At 57.1% G+C, this 21,314-nt stretch carries 16 protein-coding genes; 14 read left to right on the top strand and 2 right to left on the bottom strand.

Annotated features, from left to right (window positions below):
• Positions 1-42: 42 nt before the first annotated feature.
• From CLOEV_RS08925 to guaB, 5 genes are all read left to right on the top strand, one after another.
• A complete protein-coding gene (locus tag CLOEV_RS08925) occupies positions 43-354 on the top strand; it encodes a YbaB/EbfC family nucleoid-associated protein (RefSeq protein ID WP_034443259.1) in 312 nt (103 codons plus the stop codon).
• Between the two features lie 10 nt (positions 355-364).
• Positions 365-964: a recombination mediator RecR gene (gene recR, locus CLOEV_RS08920; protein ID WP_008712222.1), complete on the top strand. Its 600-nt coding sequence runs from the start codon at positions 365-367 to the stop codon at positions 962-964.
• Between the two features lie 89 nt (positions 965-1,053).
• Positions 1,054-2,205 carry a PIN/TRAM domain-containing protein gene (locus CLOEV_RS08915; RefSeq protein WP_008712220.1) on the top strand — a complete coding sequence of 384 codons (1,152 nt, stop codon included), beginning with the start codon at positions 1,054-1,056 and terminating at the stop codon, positions 2,203-2,205.
• 3 nt (positions 2,206-2,208) lie between these two features.
• The gene (gene ispF / locus CLOEV_RS08910) at positions 2,209-3,420 is read left to right on the top strand and encodes a 2-C-methyl-D-erythritol 2,4-cyclodiphosphate synthase (RefSeq protein ID WP_051485007.1); all 1,212 of its coding nucleotides are present in this window, start codon (positions 2,209-2,211) and stop codon (positions 3,418-3,420) included.
• Positions 3,417-4,898 (top strand): IMP dehydrogenase, encoded by a 1,482-nt coding sequence (gene guaB, locus CLOEV_RS08905; protein ID WP_008712215.1) that lies wholly within the window; start codon positions 3,417-3,419, stop codon positions 4,896-4,898. Before ispF ends, guaB begins: the two co-directional genes overlap by 4 nt.
• Positions 4,899-5,721: 823 nt before the next feature.
• On the opposite strand, the gene CLOEV_RS16045 is transcribed toward guaB, so the two are convergent.
• Positions 5,722-6,333 carry a LexA family transcriptional regulator gene (locus tag CLOEV_RS16045; protein ID WP_169732215.1) on the bottom strand — a complete coding sequence of 204 codons (612 nt, stop codon included), beginning with the start codon at positions 6,331-6,333 and terminating at the stop codon, positions 5,722-5,724.
• A 293-nt stretch (positions 6,334-6,626) separates the two neighbouring features.
• Here CLOEV_RS16045 and CLOEV_RS08895 point away from each other — a divergent pair, with 293 nt between their 5' ends.
• Together CLOEV_RS08895 and CLOEV_RS08890 are read left to right on the top strand one after the other, a co-directional pair.
• Positions 6,627-7,424: a DsbA family protein gene (locus CLOEV_RS08895; RefSeq protein ID WP_034443257.1), complete on the top strand. Its 798-nt coding sequence runs from the start codon at positions 6,627-6,629 to the stop codon at positions 7,422-7,424.
• A 344-nt stretch (positions 7,425-7,768) separates the two neighbouring features.
• The gene (locus CLOEV_RS08890; RefSeq protein WP_034443256.1) at positions 7,769-8,407 is read left to right on the top strand and encodes an Ig-like domain-containing protein; all 639 of its coding nucleotides are present in this window, start codon (positions 7,769-7,771) and stop codon (positions 8,405-8,407) included.
• A 431-nt stretch (positions 8,408-8,838) separates the two neighbouring features.
• On the opposite strand, the gene CLOEV_RS08885 is transcribed toward CLOEV_RS08890, so the two are convergent.
• Entirely contained in the window at positions 8,839-11,808 is a 2,970-nt protein-coding gene (locus CLOEV_RS08885) for an ATP-binding protein (protein ID WP_034443255.1), read from the bottom strand.
• Positions 11,809-12,086: 278 nt separating this feature from the next.
• Here CLOEV_RS08885 and CLOEV_RS08880 point away from each other — a divergent pair, with 278 nt between their 5' ends.
• From CLOEV_RS08880 to CLOEV_RS08850, 7 genes are all read left to right on the top strand, one after another.
• Entirely contained in the window at positions 12,087-13,373 is a 1,287-nt protein-coding gene (locus tag CLOEV_RS08880) for an aromatic amino acid lyase (protein ID WP_034443253.1), read from the top strand.
• A gap of 15 nt (positions 13,374-13,388) precedes the next feature.
• Positions 13,389-14,495: an aromatic amino acid ammonia-lyase gene (locus tag CLOEV_RS16040; RefSeq protein ID WP_051485005.1), complete on the top strand. Its 1,107-nt coding sequence runs from the start codon at positions 13,389-13,391 to the stop codon at positions 14,493-14,495.
• 73 nt (positions 14,496-14,568) lie between these two features.
• Positions 14,569-15,042, top strand: coding sequence for a (2Fe-2S)-binding protein (locus tag CLOEV_RS08870; protein WP_008712209.1), 474 nt, complete (start codon positions 14,569-14,571; stop codon positions 15,040-15,042).
• Positions 15,039-15,884, top strand: coding sequence for an FAD binding domain-containing protein (locus CLOEV_RS08865; protein WP_034443251.1), 846 nt, complete (start codon positions 15,039-15,041; stop codon positions 15,882-15,884). The genes CLOEV_RS08870 and CLOEV_RS08865 overlap by 4 nt, the downstream gene beginning before the upstream one ends.
• The gene (locus CLOEV_RS08860; protein WP_034443249.1) at positions 15,877-18,114 is read left to right on the top strand and encodes a xanthine dehydrogenase family protein molybdopterin-binding subunit; all 2,238 of its coding nucleotides are present in this window, start codon (positions 15,877-15,879) and stop codon (positions 18,112-18,114) included. Before CLOEV_RS08865 ends, CLOEV_RS08860 begins: the two co-directional genes overlap by 8 nt.
• Positions 18,115-18,166: 52 nt before the next feature.
• Positions 18,167-19,759 (top strand): BCCT family transporter, encoded by a 1,593-nt coding sequence (locus tag CLOEV_RS08855; protein WP_051485004.1) that lies wholly within the window; start codon positions 18,167-18,169, stop codon positions 19,757-19,759.
• Complete coding sequence (locus tag CLOEV_RS08850; protein ID WP_008712204.1) at positions 19,756-21,273, top strand: HAL/PAL/TAL family ammonia-lyase; 1,518 nt, start codon at positions 19,756-19,758, stop codon at positions 21,271-21,273. Before CLOEV_RS08855 ends, CLOEV_RS08850 begins: the two co-directional genes overlap by 4 nt.
• The last annotated feature ends 41 nt before the right edge of the window (positions 21,274-21,314 follow it).

Genomic DNA, 21,314 nt, shown 5'->3' with positions numbered 1-21,314 from the left:
AATATGCTATTTTATAATAGAAATTGAAAGGATTGATCCGCGATGAAGATGGATAAGATAATCAAACAGGCTCAGAGGATGCAGGCGCAGATGGCGCTCGCGCAGGAGGAACTGCAGAACACGGTCCTCGAGGGCGCGGCGGGCGGCGGCGCCGTTAAGGCGACGGCCAACGGACATGGCGACATCCTCTCCGTAACGATCGATAAAGAGGTAGTAAATCCTGACGATGTGGAGATGCTCGAAGACCTTGTGCTCTCCGCCGTAAAAGAGGCGATCTCCAAGTCCAAGGAGCTCTCAAACGATAAGATGAACTCCGTCACCGGCGGCATGGGCGGCTTACCGGGGCTTATGTAGAGGCGCTTCGTTGTCTCTGCCGGGGCCGGTCCATAAGCTGATAAAACAGTGGAGCAAACTTCCGGGCGTCGGTGAAAAGACGGCCCGGCGGATGGTTTTTTATCTGCTCAGGCAGGAGCCGGGGCAGATAGAGGAATTTGGCCGGGCGATCATCGCTCTGACGGAGAACATCCGCCGCTGCAGTATATGCGGCGCGATAACTGATATCGACCCCTGTCCCATCTGCACCGATCCGCTGCGGAACGGGAAGTTGCTGTGTATAGTTGAAAGCGAAGAGGACTGCGTGGCGATGGAACAGGCGGGGATATTCAACGGCATCTATCACGTCCTCGGCGGCAGGCTTTCGCCGCTTGACGACGAAGAGATACCGGAAGAGAGCATCGAACGCCTGCGAAAGCGCGTTGAAGAGGGCGGCATCGAGGAGATAATACTCGCCACCTCTCCGCGCATAGAGGGCGATCTCACCGCCTACGCGATACAGGAGGCGCTCGCGGAACTGCCCGTGAAGATCTCGCGCCTCTCCTACGGCCTCCCAGTCGGGGGCAGCATCGGCTTTGCCGACCGTGTGACGCTGCATATGGCGATGGAGTCAAGAAAGGAGATGAGCTGATTTCGCAAAAGTCTGCATCAGCAGAATCGGATGATTTTCGCGCAATGTAATAAGGTTCATAGGAAATTTTTAGAGAGGAGGAAAAAGAAATGCGTCATGATATGGAACTTTCAAAAGTGATGAAAAGACTGGTCACCGCGGTAATGGTATTCATCTGCGGCGCGGCCGGCTATCAGTTTTCGCTGCTGATACTCAAGGAAAACTGGTGGCCCTCGATGTCCCTTATCCACCCGATAGGGACCAGCGTTTTTATCGTACTGCTGTCAGCAGCTTGCGGCTTTATTCTTGCACCTTTGTTTTGGTGGGCATTAATAAAATTCGGACAGTTTTTCGAATCCAAAATACAGAATGTAAGCGTGCCGGATCTGATAGTAAGTATGGTAGGGCTCATACTGGGGCTGCTTCTTGCAAACCTGATCGCGATACCGCTCGCGAAGATCCCCGGAGGTGTCGGCGTCTATATCGCCGTGCTGCTTAACGTGGCTCTCGGATACTGGGGGCTGCGCTTTTTCGCCAAACGCGGCGACGATTTCTGGAACATGCTGACCAATATCGACCTCAAGTCCAAGCTTACACGCTCAAAGAAAAAGGGCGCCGACGGGGCTGTTATTGAAGATATCGTCGGAACGCAGGTCGTGGTCTCGTACCCCAAGGTGCTCGACACGAGCGCGATAATCGACGGGCGTATCCTCGACGTCGCGCAGACGGGCTTCCTCGAAGGGACGATCGTGCTGCCGCGCTTCATTCTCGCCGAGCTACAGGGGGTCGCCGATTCGACCGATTCGCTGCGCCGCACGCGCGGACGCCGCGGGCTCTCCGTCGTCACCGAGCTGCAGAAGATCAAGGGGCTGACGATCGAGATCCCTGAGATGTCTCTGCGCGAGCTTGGGCGCGACAAAGTCGACGAGGCGCTCGTCGTGCTTGCCCGCCAGCTTAGCGGCAAGGTCATCACCACCGACTACAACCTTAACCAGGTGGCTCAGATAGAGGGCGTCGACGTGCTCAACGTCAACGACCTCGCGAACTCGCTCAAACCGATGCTGCTGCCGGGCGAGAAGGTCGAAATAGACATCATACGCCTTGGCAAGGAGAATCATCAGGGCATCGGTTATCTCGACGACGGCACTATGCTCGTCGTTGAAGACGGTTACCGCCATGTCGGCGAACGCGTCAAAGTCACCGTGACCTCCATGCTTCAGACCTCGGCCGGCAGAATGGTCTTCGGCCGCATACATCCGTAGCCGATGGACGCTCCTCGCTGGTCATTTCTGATAGCGGCCGGCGGCTCCGGGCAAAGGCTCGGAGGCGAGCCCAAACAGTTCCGTGAGCTGGCCGGCAGGCCGCTCTGGAAATGGTCGTGGGAGATCGCCGAAGGGCTGCGCCGCAACGGAGAGATAGATGATATCGTTCTTGTGGTCCCCCGCGAATATGAGCGGGGGATACGCAGGGAAACGGAAGATATAGAGCTCACTGTGACATGCGGAGGGGCCACGCGCTCCGAATCCGTAGTCAGAGGGCTCATGAAATGCCGCGGGTCGCACGTGCTTGTTCACGATGGGGCCCGCCCTTTTATAAGCGCGGAACTCTGCCGCCGCTTGATGGCCGCCGCCGGGGGCGTCAGCGGCGCGGTGCCGCTGCTGCCCTCTGTCGATTCGTTGAAAAAGATCGAAGATGAAAAGATCGCCTGCGCCGACCGCAGCCTCTATTTTCGCACTCAAACGCCGCAGGCATTTGAGCGCGCGAGGCTCATTTCTGCCATCGAAGCCGGCGGCCTTGACGGGACTGACGAGGCGTCGGTATGGCTCGCGGCCGGCGAACCACTCGTCAGCGTGACCGGCGAAGAGGGGAATTTTAAGGTGACGACACCGTTTGATTGGGAGATGGCCTGCGCTTTGACCGAAAGAGCTATTGAAAAAAGGACCGGACACGGGTATGATATCCACCAACTTGTTGAAGGGCGTCCGCTTATAATCGCCGGCATCCTGCTCGAGGGGGAAAAGTTCGGCCTGCTCGGCCACTCCGACGCCGACCTTGTAACGCATACGGTCATGGACGCGCTCCTTGGGGCGGCGGGAGAGCCGGACATCGGAACACTTTTCCCCGCGTCCGAAGAGATGTGGCGCGATGCGGACAGCGTGGCTCTGCTGCGCCGCGTGCTTGAACTGCTCTCCTCCAAAGGGTGGCGCGTCGACTGGGTCGACGTGACGCTCAACGCCCAGCGGCCGCGTATGGGGCACCTCGTTCCGCGCTTTATCGAAAAGATGAACGGGGAACTCGGCGGCAGCGGGGAGCGGCGGCTTTTCAACATGAAAATAAAATCTGCAGAACACTGCGGCAGCGCAGGAAGAGGCGAGTGCATGATCTGCCACGGAGTGGCGACCATCTCCCGGCTCTTGCCTCTGAAAACCGCGGTCAGAATAGATAAAATAAACAATGGAGGCCTTTTAAAAAGATGAGTGATAAGATGAAAAACAAGTTTGTTGAATATCAGGGCTTTACATTTGACGACGTGCTGCTCGTTCCGGGGTACAGCGAGGTGGTGCCGGCCAATGTCGACGTCTCAACGAAGCTGACGCCTCAGATCGACCTCAACATCCCGATATGCAGCGCCGCGATGGACACCGTCACCGAGGCTCGTCTCGCGATAGCGCTCGCGCGCGAGGGCGGCATCGGCATCATGCACCGGAACCTTCCGATAGAGAAGCAGGCGATCGAGGTCGACAAGGTAAAACGTTCCGAATCCGGCGTCATTGTGGACCCCTTCTACCGCCACCCCTCGGATTCCGTGCGTGAGGCGGTCGCCCTCATGGAGCATTATCACATATCGGGTGTGCCGGTCGTTGACGACCAGATCCGCCTCGTCGGCATCATCACCAACCGCGACCTCCGCTTTGTAACGAACCTCGACCAGCCCATATCCAACGTCATGACGAAGGAACACCTGATCACGGCTCCGATGGGAACGACGCTTGACGACGCGAAGAACATCCTCATGGGTTCAAAGGTGGAAAAACTCCCCATCGTTGACAAAGAGAACAAACTTAAGGGACTCATCACAATAAAAGACATCCTCAAGGCGAAGGCCTTCCCGAACGCCACGAAAGATTCGCACGGACGGCTGCGCGCAGGCGCGGCGATCGGCGTCGGCAGCGACGCCAAGGACAGGGCGGCGGCGCTCGTGAGGGCCGGAGTCGACGTGATAATCGTCGACACGGCGCACGGCCATTCAAAGATGGTCATCGACATGGTCAGGGATCTGCGCGGCCTCTATCCCGACCTTCCGCTCATCGGCGGCAACATCGCCACCGCGGAGGCGGCGGAGGCCCTCATCGAAGCGGGAGCGGACGGCGTAAAAGTGGGCATCGGCCCCGGCTCGATCTGCACGACGAGGATCGTCGCCGGCATCGGCGTACCGCAGGTCGCGGCGGTGATGAACGTTGCCGAAGCGGCACACAGACTCGGCAAGACTGTAGTCGCCGACGGAGGCATCCGCTACTCCGGCGACATCGTCAAGGCGCTCGCGGCGGGCGGCGACGTGGTAATGATCGGGTCGCTGTTTGCCGGCACCGAGGAGAGCCCGGGGGAGGCTGTCATCTATAAGGGGCGTTCCTTCAAGAGCTATCGCGGCATGGGCTCCCTTGGCGCGATGAAGGGCGGCTGCAGCAAAGACCGCTACTTCCAGGAGGGCACGACGGAGGACAAGCTCGTTCCCGAAGGCATTGAGGGGATGGTCCCTCATAAGGGGCCCATCTCGGGAGTCATCTACCAGATGGTCGGCGGCATCCGCGCCGGCATGGGCTACGTTGGCGCGCCGACGCTCGAAAGGCTCCACGAGGATTCGCATTTCGTCCAGGTAACGGCCGCCTCGATGAAGGAGAGCCACCCGCACGACGTCGTCATCACGAAGGAAGCGCCGAACTACTGGGCGGAATAGTTGACGGCATAAATATAAGCGAAGCGGGCCCCCTTCCTGTATCTGGCGGGGCCCGCTTCGTGCGTTAAGCCGCGTGCCCCGCGTCATGGCAAAATACGAAGCCACAGAGCTATGATAGCAGGGATGGCTGAACGCCAACTCCAATCCGCCATTTTTTCGCCCTTTGCCAACGAGTATACCGTGAGCTCCGTGTAATCATAAAAGTCGGGATCACTGTTTTGTTCTAATACGCTTCCCGTATTATGTATATCTGAAAGACTCAGTTTAGCCATGAAAAAAAGCCGAATATGTGCCGTTGTTCTCGCGCTGCTGATAGCGTGTTATTCTGCGGCCTTCGCGGACCTCACAGTTCCATTTCCGCCGACGATTGAAATGCTCGGTCGTGCATCGACCTTCCGAAGAAACATGACCTGAGCTTTAACGATCCCTCACAATTCCGTGACTTCGAGCTGAAAAACCTCAAGGCGGGGAGCCACAGTGATGGCGGAAACATGCACTGTGTCGGCCGCTGGCGTGTGATCGTCGGCTATGGCACGCACATGGAAGGGTTCCGGCATATCTGCCCGTGAACGAACGTGTTCAGCAATGGCTGACGACTAGGCCGTAGAGTGCATGGAAAAAGATAAAAATTTAATAGAGCTTACTGCCGTCCGCTATGCTTGATTCTGATTTGGCAGGCGGCGGTTGCCTTGTTGATATGTGTGACATCATGCCGTTTATATATTAGATGAAATAAGGGCGCTAAACGCTGGTGTTTAAAATGTGTCCAAATGTTTTATAAAGTGTGCCGTTATGATTATGCAAAGATTTAGAGCGTGTTGCGCTACGCGCCGTGCCGTGGTTTGGAAAGTATCCAACAGGCTTTACCGTAAATAAAAAAAGAATCAGGTGTGTTTTCTTCTTTGGGTATGAAAAATCTAATTTTGTCCGCTGATAGAATTTGAATGCTTCCATTTTTCATGAAACCAACTTTTCTAAAAGCTGTCATATCCTGATATTTAATAAGCGCTATGTCCATGTTTTTCACTGGTTCGCAAGGGTCTACTATAACTTTGGAACCCAATGGGATTCCCACTCCTTCCATCGAGTTGTCCTCTGCGATAACGGCGAATTTTGTGAGCGGCCGCGCAGAAATATCATTTACTTTATAGACGGGTATTGAAAGTAGCTTGTCAAAGCCAATATCCTTGTTGTTAGCTTCGCCGTGAATAACGCTATCTCCAATGTCATTTTCATCTCCGTAAAGAAAATATGCCGCTGGAGTTTTGAGCACGAAAGCAATATCCCTGAGCGAGGTCGCAAGCGGAACGCGTTTGTCGGACTCCCAGTTAATGACGGTCCATTTGGATACTCTCGTCAATTCAGCGAGCTTTTCTTGAGTGAGCTCGGCTTCTATTCTTTTTCTGCGTATTCTTTTTCCTATAGAGTTGTACATTCGTCCATTCTTAAACATAACAGCTCTATTATCAAGCAGATAAATATCAATATTAAGTTGACAAACGTACAATAAACGGTTTATAATCACTCTCAACAAAAGCGCATATTATCTATTATTTTTTATTTAAATGAAGAAACACATTAAGTTGTTAAATTTTATGAGATAGGGGCTACGCCTTGTATGAGGGCGTACTAATGTGTAACGTTTTTTTGTTCTGTATCGAAAATATTTCCACTTTATGAACTTGTTTGCCGTCTTGGAAAATTTAATAATACTGAAAGGAGGCGCACATGAATAAAAAAGTAATTTGTTTATGTGTTGTGGGTGCGTCGTTGTTGCTGTGCATGGGAGTTTTTGTTTGTCGTGTCGGAGGAAGGGTGATAGACGAAGAAATCAAAAACTATATTCAAAAGAACCCGGAAGTGATAATTGACGTGTTGAGCGTGGATTGTGAAAAACTCTATCAAATATCACAGCGCGGTGAAAATCAAATATATGAGAACGGATTGCGGGAAACCTGGCGTGTGGATGTGAGAAACAACGACCGCCTCGAAAAAATATCATTCGCTGGCAGCCCAATTAAAGGAAACAGGAACTCCACTGTTAAAATTGTCGTATATTCTGATTTTTTCTGTCGTTACTGCCGGGAACTAGCGCCTGATCTCGAAAAACTTTCAACGGAATATGATATTGGCTACGTTTATAAGACGCTTCCGCTTGATCAGATACCTAATACCGATCTGGCCGCTCAATATTTTGTGGGGGCTTTTTCAATATCACCGGAGAAAGCGTGGAAAGTACATGACGATTTTTTTCAAAATCCGCAGCGCATTGTTAAGGACGGAGATAAATATTTCGTGGAAGTATTGAGGAAATATGGGTTCAACATGAATGCAACGCTTGCTGCAATTCGCTCAAATCGTGTAAAAGAGCTGGTGGAGAGGAATGTAAAAGAAGCGGATGTATTGGGAATACAATTCAGGCCATGCATAATCATCGGTAATTTGATGATACCGGGCAAGATTCGCTACGAGCTCCTGTGCGAGGCTGTGGAAATGGCGCTTTCGCAGACTGAAACCACAAACTAACCTAGGAGGTCGTATGATGACGAAAAGAGTGGATAATAGCTGTTCTGTTTTCTGTTCTTACAGGTGCTGCGGTCTATTCAAACGCTTTTGCTTTTTCGGAACCCATAAAACGTGCATGGGGCGCGTGTAACATTCTGTAATGCAAATGCCCTGCATACGTGCAGGACCCAAACAGTTCTTCAAGCGTATGTATAAGATGCGGACATATGAATGGCAGTCATGCGTACTATAAATGGTATAGCCTTCTCTGCATGATGCGATGGGAATGATAACCGACGCTGATAGTAAGGGCTAAGATAGCGTTTCATGCATTGCGGCGAAATAGAATTGTGGAGGTAAAGGAAATGAAAAAATTTTGCGTACTGGTAATTGGCATAACGGCAGCTGTTGTCGGATTTATTAACACGGCGGAAGCGGGGAAGTGCGATAGCTTTTACAATGCGTATCTTGCGGCTAAACAGGCGGAATTGACAATTTGCCGGACCGGTACGGTTATCAGTTGTCAGCAGGCACAACAGAGGACGTATTTTGCTTACTTAAAGTATCAGCAATGTATGGAGAGTCAAATAACGAGCGTTGTCATGTCCGGCAAGCCCACTTCCGCAATAAAAGTCGGAAGCAGTATAACGTTGAAGGCGACTGTAAGCCCTAATACGGCGCCTGACAGGGTCGTCGTGTGGACATCAAGCAACCCTAAGGTCGCGGCTGTCAGCGGTAATAATATATGGGATAAAACTATAACCGGCGTTTCTGCAGGGACGGCCGTCATAAGCGTCTATGCTCGCGCCGATTCAACCAAGCGCGATTCGTGTACAGTAACGGTAACCGACACTGGCAAGCCGCCTACCGATCCGACCGATCCGACCGACCCTACCGATCCTGGAGGTGAGGGCAGCGGCGGTGGCGGATGTAATTCCGGTATCCCCGCTGCGGCTCTGCTGGCGTTTGGGTTGTTTTGGTATTCTGAAAAGAAAAAGCGGTAAAAAGCTATAGAACGTTGATAATTTGAATTTGCTAACGCAGCCGCTCTCTAGTGAGGGCAGCTGCTTCGTTTGATCTTCATTGATAATTTTATCGCCTATAATATTGCTGTATGGAAAAATCTCAAAAATATGGCTTGAAAGGTCTTAAAAGATGCGGAGGCGTCCGGTTGCGTTTACGGTATTTCTATTTTGCGCGCTCGTTGCGGCGGCGGGGCGCGCGAAGAGATGGAGCGTATTTCGCACTACGGAGTGAATGTTAGTGTGGGTTTCCGCTCTTATTTGAAGATGCTTGATAAGACGCCCAAGGAGTCAGGCTAGTTGCTCGTTGCGTCCGCCGTATGGATCGAAGCCTTGTTGTCTGAAGAAAACTCCCGGCTAAGTGTACAGAGCCGGGAGTTCTTTTTTATCGTTTTATATTGTCCAGGCCGTTCTTATCTTTCGATCCCGAACTTTTCCCTTATCCAGGCCGCGCGCAGAGGGAATCCGTTTTCCTCATATTCACTCGCCGCCCGTTCCGCGTCGGCGCGGAAATCTTCTCCGCTCAGCCGCGCGAGCCATGCCTTTGCCAGATGGTGGGCGGCGACCCAGTCGTGTTTGGCGATCAGGCGCAGCAGGAGTTCCGAGTTTTCAAGCGCCTTGCGCGCGCCCTCCAGGTCGCCGCGTTCCGCGTCGGCGATGGCTTTCGTGCTGTACAGTATCGATCCGCAGCGACCGCCGCGGCAGCTTTCAAAGAGCGCGGCGGCGCGGTCGATATGCGAAAATAGTCCTTTCATGTCGCCCGCGTCCAGCGCGACGTTTGCCGCGCCGGTGTGAAAGTAGCTTCTTCCCCAGTAGAGGTTCATCTCTTCGCATTTGCCGGTGCACTCGGAGAGCTGTTCCGCCGCTCTCTCCAGATCGCCAGTCCGTTCGTATATTTCTCCCAGATAGCATTTGGCGACGAGCATGCCCAAGGTATATCTTCGGCCCGTCAGAGTCATCCGTTCAAACAGCCTGACCGCGTAGAGGAATATTTTTTCAGCGCGCGCGTAATCCTGTTTCATCATATAGCCCATCCCGATAAAACGCACCGCCGTGGCGAAATAATGCGGCGCGGGAGCCGCCTTTGCCAGGCGCAGCAGCTCGCGGGCGACGCTTATCAATTTTTCCGGCTCTTCCGTCTGCAGGTACATATAGGCGTAATGTTTCAAACAGTGAATGTGCGTCTCTGTGAAGCCGTGCATCTTTGAGATGTGTATCGCTTCGTCCGTATAGAGCTTTGCGCCCGTGTATTCCCCCCAGCTTATACGGTAGCCGCCCGCCAGCTCGAAGCACGATGCCTCCAGCTGCGCGTATTCGCGTTTTGACAGCGCCGGCGAGCCGCGCAGTTCGTCAAGGATCGAGACCGCGTGTTCCACTTTTTTATCGGTCTCCTCGCGGCTGCTGAACGGCATCGAGCAGGAGAGGAAGAGGCGGTCCGAGAGCGTGGGGAAAAGGTCGTGGTTCAGCGTGATGTCGAAGATGAGTTCCCGCAGATACTGCTTGAGTTCAAGCACCCTCTCTCCCGCTTTCGCGTAATGGTGGCTCAGCATCGCGCTGAGCGCGGGGTCCCAATGCTGGGGCAGGTATCTTTTGTCGAGCGCGGCGGCGGCGCGGCGGTGGAGCTCCTTGCGCCGCGCCGCGGGAATGGCGTCGTAAACGCATTCGCGCAGTTTTAGATGCGTAAATTCCCAGAAGGCGTTGCCCGCCTCCTCGCGTTCGCGGACAAGCCCCATGGCGATGAGCCGCTCCGCGGAGGCCAGCGTGTCGCCGATGGGGATCTCCGTTATTTCGGAAATTATCTCGGCGGGGCCGCCCGAGCAGACAGCGATCGCGTTCGAGACGTCGCGCTCGCGTTCGCTCAATTCGCCCATGCGTTCGATTATGAGCGCGCCGAGACCGTTCGCGCAGTCGGAATCGGGGTTTTCTTTGAGCGCGCGCAATATTTCAAAGAGCATGAGCGGCACGCCTTCGCTTTCGCGCACGAAGTATGAAAGGCCCCGCTCTTTTATCGTGCTTTCGGGGAGCAGGCTGCGGCAGATATATATTATTTCATCGTCGCGGAAGGGGTTCAGTTCGACTTCGGTGATCGCGCGGCCGCACTTTGCCTGTCTGAGCATCGCCATCGTCATCCGCGCCGCTTCGGGGCGTCCTGATATGATTATGTCCGCCTGCGGGGCGCAGGAGAGGAAGGCGCAGAGCAGCTCGATGGAACGCGAGTCGAACCAGTGGATGTCCTCGAAGACCATCACGACGCGGCGGCGCTTTGCGAGGACGGCGATCAGCTCGGCGATCATCGAGGCGAGCGCCACCGGGTTTATCTCCGTAACGCTCGAGAGGTCCGCGTTGAAGGAGAGCCCCTCGTTTTTTGTAAAGCCGGGAGATATAGAGGCCAGTATCGAAGCGGTCTTTTTGTCGGGAGCGTTGCCCGTCCTCTCAAGGAGGGCTCCCAACTCCCGCAGGATGTTGTTCCAGGAGGAATAGGCGTAGCTCCCGCCGATCATCGTCGCCTTTGCGGAGAGCACGGACGCGCTTCCCTCCGGCATTGCCGCCAGAAGTTCGTTTATGAGCGATGTCTTCCCTATTCCGGCCTCGCCGTGGATAAAAAAGAGGCAGCGGGCCTCTTCCGCCAGTTTTTCGGAGAGTGCCGCCATCTCCCGCTCGCGGCACCAGAACTTAGGCTGTCCTTTTTTAAGGTCATTGTGTCTGAATATCTTCGCGTAGTATTTCTTGGCTCTCTCCGAGGGGGCGATGGAAAGCTTAGTGTTGAGCATAGATGAATAGTTTTGAAAGAGTTCGACCGCGCGGCTGTTCTGTCCGGTGTTTGAGTAGAGCTCCATCAGTTCGAGCACCGAGTCTTCGTCAAACGGGTCCAGCCTGATGGCGGCGGCTAGGGATTCGCCGAGCGCCTCGTTGTCCTGCCTGTCGTATGCCGCCTCGACGCGTTGTTTGATCAGGTCGATGACGTCGCCCCGGATCTTCTCCCTTGCGGAATCAAGCCATTCGTTGAAGGCGGGGTAGTTCAGGGAGGATAGTCCCTTGAGCGGCGTTTGGTAGATGGCGGCGGGGATCGCGGCGTTCGGGTCGGCGGCGGAGCTTAAATGTTTCATATCGCTGTCGAAGGGGGCGAGCGTCACCGTTCGACGGTCGGCGGTGAGGACGCCGGGCATCATGCTGTTTATGAGGTAAAGGGCGTTTCTGAGGTTTGCCGAAGCCTGGGCCTCGTTTTTGTCATACCAGAAGAGTGCTTTCAGTTCGTCGCGGGAGGCTCCGCCGTTCAGCGCGATATAGTACAGAAGAGCCTCCGCCTTATGGAGTTTGAATGTTACCTTTTCTCCTTCGTACTCTATCAGGCTGTTCCCAAGCAGCGATATCTTTAATTTCATTCCTTCGCCCTCTTCCGTTGTCGTCATATCTCCAGATTATATCATCAGGATAATTGAGGAACGTAAAAAAGAGAAGCGCTTTGCAGACTATTTTTGCGGAAAAACTTTGACGTTTGATTGACGGGTCGTATGTAAAATAATAGTAAAGAATCTATGTATAATTCAGTTAATTAAATATAAGAATTTAATTGCGCCGTTGGAGTTTTACATGAATAACCACACAGCGGGAATCCGGTGGAACTAAAAAGGCGCATGATAATAAAAAGGGGGACACTGATATGCTCCAACATCTTGAAACGATCTCCGCTTCCGGCTTTACGCCGCGATCCGTAAGGGAGGCGGCGGCCGCGGTGAAATCCCGCCCGGCGCGTGCGTCGGCGGAAGATATCTCATTTGACGACGCGAAAAAACAGCTTGACCTTTCCTGTTCGGCGCTGCCGCGCGAGGCGGCTGTGTGCGCGGCCTCTCTTCTCTATCTCGAATCCCTGCTTTACGAAAAAAATGAACTGGCCGGCGTGCTGGAAAAAATGCTCGACGGCAAAAACGCTCCGGAACTGCATTACGAGACAAACTCCGAAGCAGTGTTGCTCGCTGAGCTCTTTGACGCGCTTTTGTCCGCCGGCGCCCGGCGCGAGGATTGGCCCTTCGTCTCCGCCAGCGGCTGTGTCGCGAACGGCATCGCCTGGTATTGTGTGAAAAAGGCGCATGAATATATGAAGGTCGCGGACGTCGTGACCGCTCTCAACCTTGAGGCGATCCGCGGCGAGTTGGGCGCTTTCGACGACCGCCTTTCCTCGATCGCCCGTCCCTTCCGGGGACAGATAGACTGCGCGGCGAACGTGCGCGCCCTCGTTTCCGGCAGCCGGATGACGACGGACGAGGGGCGCTACGCCTTCGGCTACGACACTCATCCGCGTGTGCAGGACGCGATCTGCGTCCGCGCCACGCCGCAGACTCACGGCGGAGCGCGCGACGTCTGCTATTTCGCCGAGGAGTCGGTGGAGAAGACCGTCTTTGACGGCGGCAGCCGCTACGGCGTCGAATACGCGCTCGACGGCCTGGAGACGGCAGTCTCCGACATGGCGCATATCTGCGAGCGCCGTACTTTCCGCCTCAACGACAGCCGCCTCTCATACGGACTGCCGATGAATCTCACACACGGAGCGACCGGGCTCAATCACGGCTTTCCCGTGGTGCAGTCCAATCAGGCCGCGCTCGTCGCCGAACTGAAGCTGCTCGCGCTGCCGAGCGCCGTAGTGAAGGAGCCGGGCGAGTGCGCGGCCTACTACGCCGGCACGAAGATGCTGCGGGCGCTGCCGCTCTTCGCGAAGGTGATGGCGATAGAACTGCTGATGGCCTGCCAGGGCATGGATATCGTAAAAGAAAAGGTCCCCGCATTTTCCTTCGGCAGGGGAACGTCGGCTGTAAAAGACAAGGTCCGCGGGAGCATCGCGATGATGACGGAAAACCGTTTCGTTTCGCCCGATATGAACGAGGCCGATCGCCTTATAACCAGCGGAGAAGTGCTGAACGCCGCCGAAGAAGCAGTCGGCGGACTTAGGTAGGGAGGAACGACGAGGATGAGCATTTATTACATAGACGGAAACAGCCTTACCCTTGAAACGATCCGCACGATAATGGCGGACAAAGAGGCGCGCGTCGCCCTTTCCGACGAGGCGGCCGCGCGCTGCCGCGCCACGCGTTCGCAGATCGACCGCTGGATGGAAAAGGACGCTCCCGTCGTCTACGGAGTGAACACGGGGCTCGGCAACCTCAAGGATGTCGTCGTGCCGCCGGAGAAGCATATCGAATGGAACAAGACGCTGCCCTATCCGCACGCGGCCGGCATGGGCGACTATCTGCCGCCCGAGGTGACGCTGACCTCGCTGCTGCTGCGCGCCAACGTGCTCGCGAGAGGATACAGCGGCGTGCGCCCCGAGCTTATAGAGAGGATACTTGCCATCTATAACGCGAAGGTGGCGCCGGCCGTCCACAGCGAGGGTTCGACGGGGCTTTCCGACCTCGGCCCGCTCGCGCAGAACGTGATGACGGTGGCCGGGCTCGACGAGGCGAAGGCCTATTACGAAGGCGGACTGATGCCGTCGCGCGAGGCGCTGCGCAAAGCCGGACTAGCCGAGAGCTTCACGCTCGAATGCAAAGAGGTGCTTGCGCAGATGAACGGCTCCACGATGACGCAGGCGATCGCCGTGCTGGCCTTCCTGCGTTTTGAGGAGCTGCTGCCGCGTGTCGAGGCGCGTCTGGCCGGCGGCGCAGAACTGCCGGAATTTTTCGCCGGCTGCAGCGGGGTCGTCGAATTCACAAAAGGAATACTTAACAGGGAGAACAACATCTCCTGCGACAACCCCCTGCTCTTCGAGCTGCCCGAGGGCGGCTATGAGGCGGTGATGGGCTGCAACTGCAGCAATACGCAGGTCGGCTACGCGGCGGATATGATGAACACCGTCATCGTCGAGCTCGCGAACGGCGTCTTTGAAAAGATATCCGGCAAGATCGCGAAGAACGAGGGCCGCCACCTGCTGAACAAGATAAAGACCTGCGCGATGCAGGTCAGCGCCGATTCGATACCGACAAAGGGCGGGCAGGAGGACCACGTGGAATTCAGCTTTACCGCCGCCCGTAAATTTTACTACGCCGTGGAGCTGGCGGGGAAGTTTTTGACGCTCTGATCGGCGCGTCGCGCGGAAGCGGGGCCGCCGCGCGCGGCGGCTCCCGTTGTGTTGGTCATTACAAGGAGAGAAAATGAGGATTTCATTGACGCTTAATGGAAAGACAAGGACGGCGGAGGTCGAGGCCGATACGCGGCTCATCGACATGCTGCGGAACAGTTTCCGGCTTACCGGTGTGAAGGAGGGCTGCGGCGCGGGAGAATGCGGCGCCTGCACGGTGCTGCTTGACGACGAGGCCGTATGTTCCTGCGTCGTCCCAGCCGTTCAGTCCGACGGCCATTCGGTGACGACGATCGAGGGGCTTGAGGAAAACGGCGAACTTGACGCGCTCCAGCAGGCCTTCATCGACTGCGACGCGGTACAGTGCGGCTTCTGCACTCCCGGCATGATAATGTCCGCGAAGGCGCTGCTGCTGAAAAATCCCCATCCGAACCGCGACGAGATCAAGCGCGCGCTCGCGGGGAACGTCTGCCGCTGTACGGGATACATCCCGATCGTCAACGCCGTCTCTGAGGCCGCCGAAAGGCTCGGGGGGAACGGAAGATGAACGTCCTCGAACGCCCGCGCACGCTGGACGAACTCTTTTCGATCTACCGCCCCGGTATGGAATTTGTAGCCGGGGGCAGCGACTGGGTGATAAAAAATCACGGCAGGCTCGCCGGGGGAACCTCGGTGGCCGATCTTTCGCTGATGGAAGAGCTCAAAGGGATATCTTTTGAGGAAGGCTTACTGCGGATCGGCGCGATGGAGACGATGACGGACCTTCACCGCAGCCGGCTGGTGCGAAAATACGCCTCCGCGTTGGCGGACGCCGCCTACGTCATGGGCTCGGAACAGATACGCAACCGCGCCACAGTCGGCGGCAACGTCGCCAACTCCTCTCCCGCGGCGGATACCCCGGCTCCGCTCGCCGCGCTCGGCGCGCGGGCCGTGACCGCATCGGCGGCTGGCGAACGCGCCCTTACCATCGAAGAGGTCCTCGGCCGCAATAAAAATAGACTCGCCGCGGGCGAGATCATAAAAGGATTTGTCATACCTGCCGACGAGAGCCGCGTCTCAGCGTTCTTGAAGATCGGCAGCCGGAGCCAGGTCAGCATCTCACGCATAAACATCGCCGTTTCCGCGCGATACGAGGACGGGCTTTATAAAGAAGCCCGCGTCTATGTGGGCACGCTCGGCTCCGCGGCCCAAAGATGCGCCGGCGCGGAAGCCGCGCTCGGCGCGCCGGGATTTGAAGAGGGGTTCCCAGAGGAGCTTTGCGCCTTTGCCGCTTCGGCTATCCCGGGACGTCCGACGCTGCCCTATAAGCAGTCGGCGCTGCGCGCGCTCGCGCAGGATGTGACTGCCCTTCTTATGAAGAGAACGGGAAGGGGTGGGGCGGATGACTAATAAAGATTTTAAATATATAGGCAAAAGGGTCATTCGCGAGGATTCCGCGGACAAGGTGCGCGGCGCGTACGACTATCTCGCGGACTCGCTGCCGCAGGACACGCTCGTTGGAGTGCCGCTGCTCAGCGAACAGCCCAACGCTATTATTAAAAATATCGATATTTCCGAAGCGGAGCGGATGGAGGGCGTCATTGTGCTCACATTCCGCGACGCGCCTGACAATAAATACAACAGCGGCGAATGGTTCCCCGGGCAGAACGACTTTCCTGATGAAACGATCCTCACCGGCCACGCGCGCCATGTCGGCGACCGCATCGGCCTCGTGCTCGCGGATGACGAGGACAGGGCCCGCGCCGCGTTGCGCATGATAAAGGTCGAATATGAGGCGCTGCCGCCGGTGGTCGATATGCGCGAAGCGCAGGAAAAGGCGGCGCTGCTCCACGAGGACGGCGAAAGTTCGTTCACGGGCCGCCTCGGCTACGGAGACGCCGACGCTGCTTTCGCCGCGGCCGCCTACGTCGAAAGCGACGAGATATACACGCCCAAGATACACCACGCGGCGATGGAGACGCACTGCGTCCTCGCGCTGCCGCGCCCGGAGAACGTCATCGAGGTGCATACTCCGTGCCAGATAATATTCGGCGTTCAGCACGCGGTGGCGCAGGTGCTGCCGCTGCCGCTCTCAAAGATCCGCGTCATCAAGGCCAACATGGGCGGCACCTTCGGCGGCAAGCAGGAGTCGGTCTTTGAGCCGCTCTGTGCCTGGGCCGCCTGGAAGCTGCGCCGCCCCGTATTCATCAACACGAACCGCGGCGAGACGATGGCCGCCACGCGCACGCGCGCCGCGGTTCGCGGCCGCGTGACGACGGCGCTCGACGCCGAAGGCCGCATTCTCGCGCGCAAGTTCGACATTACCGCCGACGCCGGCGCTTATCTGACGGGGACGAAAAAGGTGATGATGGCGATGGGCAAAAAAGCTTCGCGCCTCTACCGTATCCCCGCGATGGTTTACGAGGGGCGCGTCGTGCGCACCTCGACGACGCCGGCGGGTGCCTGCCGCGGCTACGGCTCGCCGCAGATACACACGATCACCGAGATACATACGGATCTCATGTGCAAACGTCTCGGCCTCGACCCCGTGCGTTTTCGCCTCGACAACCTCGTCCACGACGGCGACGCCGACCCGAGCGGCGCTTCCAATATCGGCAAAGCGCGCGTCATAGAGTGCCTCACGCGGGGCGCGGAACGTTTCGGCTGGGAATGGCTTCGCGGACCTTCGGAAAGTCCCGACGGACGTTTCGTCACGGCGTCCGGCTTTGCTTGCTGTACGCATGGCAACGGCTATTACAAAACCATTTATCACGACATGACGCAGATGTCGCTGCGCATCCTTGAGGACGGTTCGGCGATACTGCGCACGGCGATCCACGAACTTGGCAACGGCACGACGACGGCGCTCGCGCAGATCGTCGCCGAGGCCACCGGAATAGACATTTCAAAGGTGACAGTCACGGAGGGCGACACGAATTTCAGCTCTTACGACGCCGGCTGTCAGGCGAGCCGCGTCATCTACGTCTGCGGCGAATGCGCGCGCCTCGTCTCCGAGGAGGCCGTCAAGCTGTTATGCGCCAAAGCCTCGGAAATATACGACGCCCCCGCCGAGCTTCGCGACGGTTTTGTCGTCGCCGGCGGCAAGAAGATAGATCTCGGCGAGGCCGTGCGCAGCATAATGATGAAGAAGCGCTGTTCGGTCGAAGCTCACTATGAGCACGCGCCTGACGCCAACCCCGCCTCATTCGGCGTTCACTTCGCGCAGGTGAGGGTGGATAAACTTACGGGCCTGGTCAAGGTAGAGAAATACCTTGCCGTCCATGACGTGGGGCAGAGCATAAACCGCAGCTTCGTCGACGGGCAGATATACGGCGGCGTGCAGATGGGCATCGGCATGGCGCTCTGCGAAGAACTTGATTACGGAGCCGACGGCAGGCCGAAGGCTCAAAACTTCGACAAGTACCACATGGTCAACGCGCCCGATATGCCCGAGGTCGATATCCTGCTCATAGAGGACGGAGAGCCGGGCGGCCCGTTCGGGGCCAAGAGCATAGGCGAGGTCTGCACCGTCCCCGTATCGGCGGCGATAGTCAACGCCGTCAACAGGGCGCTGGGGACCTCGCTCACGGAACTGCCGCTGACGCCGGCGAAGATCGCGGCGGCGGCTGAAAAAAGGTAATAAGGGGTCCTTCGGGCCCCTCATTATAAAAACAGATTGGGAGGTTGTTTTTATGGATTCCGGAAAAACTCCGATGGACATGAAGAAAGCGGTGCGTTGGGAAGTATTTATTCCCGCCTACATCGTCATCGCGGCGGCGGCTATTGTAGGCATCGTCAACAAGGACATGCTGACTCAGGCCTGCAACATGATCTTTACCTGGTCGCTTGACACCTTTGGATGGCTCTATCAGATCTCGATCATGGCCTGTTTTGTGCTGGTGGCGGTCGTGACCTTCTCGAAGATCGGCAAAATCAGGATCGGCGGCAAGGACGCCAAGCCCAAGTATTCATTCGCTACATGGTTCGCGATGGCGCTCACGGGCGGCATCGCCACCGGCATCGTCACCTGGGGCGTCAACGAACCGGTAATTTATCTTGGCAACGTCTGGGGAGAACTTGACAAACTGGGCATCACTCCCGGAACGACCGACGCCGCTATCTTCGCGATGGCGCGCACCTACTATAACTGGACCTTCGTGCCTTACGCGATCTACGCGCTGTGCGGACTGCTCGTCGCCTACATCTACTACCATAAGAGGGACAGCCTCACGGTCACCGCGACGCTGAAGCCGCTCTTCGGCGACAAGATCGCGACGCCCGCGGCATCGGCGGTCATCGACACCCTCTCGATGCTCGCGCTGACGATCGGGCTCACGACGGGGCTCACGATGGCCATCACGCTCACGGTCACCGGCCTCAAGGCGGGCTATGGCATCGACGTGAATCTGCCTGTCTTCATCGCGATCGGCGTGGCGATCGTCTGCGCTTTCACCTTCTCGACATACGTCGGCCTCGACAAGGGGCTTAAAATCGTCGGCAACCTCAACGCCTGGTTCTATTATGGGCTGATCGTGCTCCTCTTCGTCGCCGGACCGACGCTCTTCATCCTCAGGATCGGCACCGCGGGGCTTGCCACCTGGATGCACAACTTCTGGCTCTGGGGCCTCGACCCGATCGATATCGGCGGCGCTCCGCTCACGCGCTCATGGACGCTCTTCGACTGGGCCTTCTGGGTCGGATACGCGCCTGTTACGGGCATCTTCCTCGCCATGCTCTCATACGGCAGGACCATACGCGAATATATGATCGTCAACTGGGTGCTTCCCTCGCTATTCGGCATTGTCTGGTTCGCCGTCTGGGGCTCCAGCGCGATGCACATGCAGATGTCCGGCGGAGCCGACCTCGTCGGCGCGCTCAACAGCGGCGGCGCGGTGATGGCGCTCTGGGAATTCCTTAAGAACCTGCCCTTCGGCATCGGCTATGTCGTGCTGCCTGTCAACATCCTCGTCATCCTCGCCTCCTTCATCACCTGCGCCGACGCGACACTGACGAACATCGGCTCGATGTGTATGCGCAACGTTCCCATCGGCACCGAGCCTCCGGCGAAGATCAAGATAGTCTGGGGTATCTCGGTCGGTATCGTCTCGATCATCATGGCGGCCTTCGGCGGCGGCGCTCAGGGAGTGGACGGCGTCAAGGCGCTCTCCTCCGCGGCCGGCTTCGTGGTGCTTTTCATCTTTGCGATACAGGTGGTAGCTTTTGTCAAGGTATTCTTTATCGATAAGTTCCAGGAGGAACCGGCAGCGGAGGATCATCAGAAATGAAGATCGTACTGACAGGAAATGATCTGACCGTCGCCAAGGTATGGGAGATCGCGGTAAACGGCGCGGAAGTTGAGATCAGCCCCGAGGCGAACGAGAGGCTTGAGGCTTCGCGTAAACTCGTCTACGAGCTGGTGGACGCCGACGTGCCCGTCTACGGCTTCAATACCGGCGTCGGCTGGAACAAGGACCACACGATAGCGAAAGAATTTTTCGAGGATTTCAACCGCAAGCTTATCTATTCGCACTCCTTCGGCGTGGAGCCGGAGGCCTCCGAGGCCGAGGTGCGCGCGATCATGGCGATCAGGCTCAACTGCCTGCTGCTCGGCTACACGGGCATCCAGCCCGCCGTCGCGCGTCGCTACGCCGAGTTGCTCAACGCGGGCATCCATCCCGTCGTTCCCGAGAAGGGTTCCGTCGGAGAAGCCGACCTCACGCCGCTCGCGCACATCGGCCTCGTGATGATCGGCGAGGGCGAGGCCTATTACCAGGGCCGCCGCATGAGCTCTGCCGAGGCGCACAAGCTCGCCGGCCTCGAGCCGGTCGTGCTCGGCCCGAAGGATGGCCTCGCGATCGTCAGTTCGAGCGCTTTCTCCGCGGGAGAGGCCGCGCTGGCGGTAAAGGAGCTTGAAGAGCTCGTCGAAATGGGGGACGTCATATCCAGCCTTTCGCTCGAAGGGCTCCACGGCAACACCTCGCCCCTCGAACCGGAGGTGATGGCGGCGCGGAAGCTGGAAGGGCAGGCGAAGAGCGCGGAACGGATGCGCGCCTATCTCGCGGGCAGCGACGTCTACAAAAGATACCCCGGCAAGCCGGTGCAGGACCCGCTCTGCTTCAGAGGCGCGGCCTATATCAATGGCTCGCTGCGCGACGCGCTCGCATACGCGGAGAAATATCTCGTCATCCAGATGAACAGCACTGACGACAACCCCTGCCTGCTGCTTGACGAGAAGCGGATCATCTCCAATTCCAACTTCGAGACGACGACGCTCGCGACGGCGGTGGAGATGCTTTCGATCGTCCTCAGCCACGTCTCGCGCATGTCCTGCTACCGTATGCTGCGCCTCGCCAACCCCGAGCTGACGAAGCTGCCGCGCTTCCTGAGCCACGACGGCGGCGAGTCGCACTGCTTCGGTACGATACAGAAGTGTTTTGGCTCGCTTGATACGGAGATACGCCACCTATCGAATCCCTGTTCAGTCGATTACCTCTCGCTCTCAGGCTCGATAGAGGACCACTCCAACAACACGCCGCTCGTCGTGCAGCATCTGCGCCAGATAGTGAAGGATCTCCAGTATATCTACGGCATGGAGCTGATACACGCCTGCCAGGCCATCGAGCTGCGCAAACAGCGCGACGGCTTTGCCCTCGGCAAAGGGACCGCCGCGGCATACGAGGCGTTCCGCCGAGTGATCCCGCTCTATACCAACGACAGGCCGCTGGCGCCGGACGTCAAGAAGGCCTACGAGTTTGTCAAAAGCGCGGCGATTTTAAAGAGCGTCAAAGAGGTACTGTAACTTTTCACGGCAGATAAACAACAATGACGGCAAAGGGCGGG

Source organism: Cloacibacillus evryensis DSM 19522 (assembly GCF_000585335.1).
GTDB lineage: Bacteria > Synergistota > Synergistia > Synergistales > Synergistaceae > Cloacibacillus > Cloacibacillus evryensis.
The sequence above is the reverse complement of the archived record's forward strand: the minus strand, read 5'-3'. Positions and strand labels throughout refer to the sequence as shown.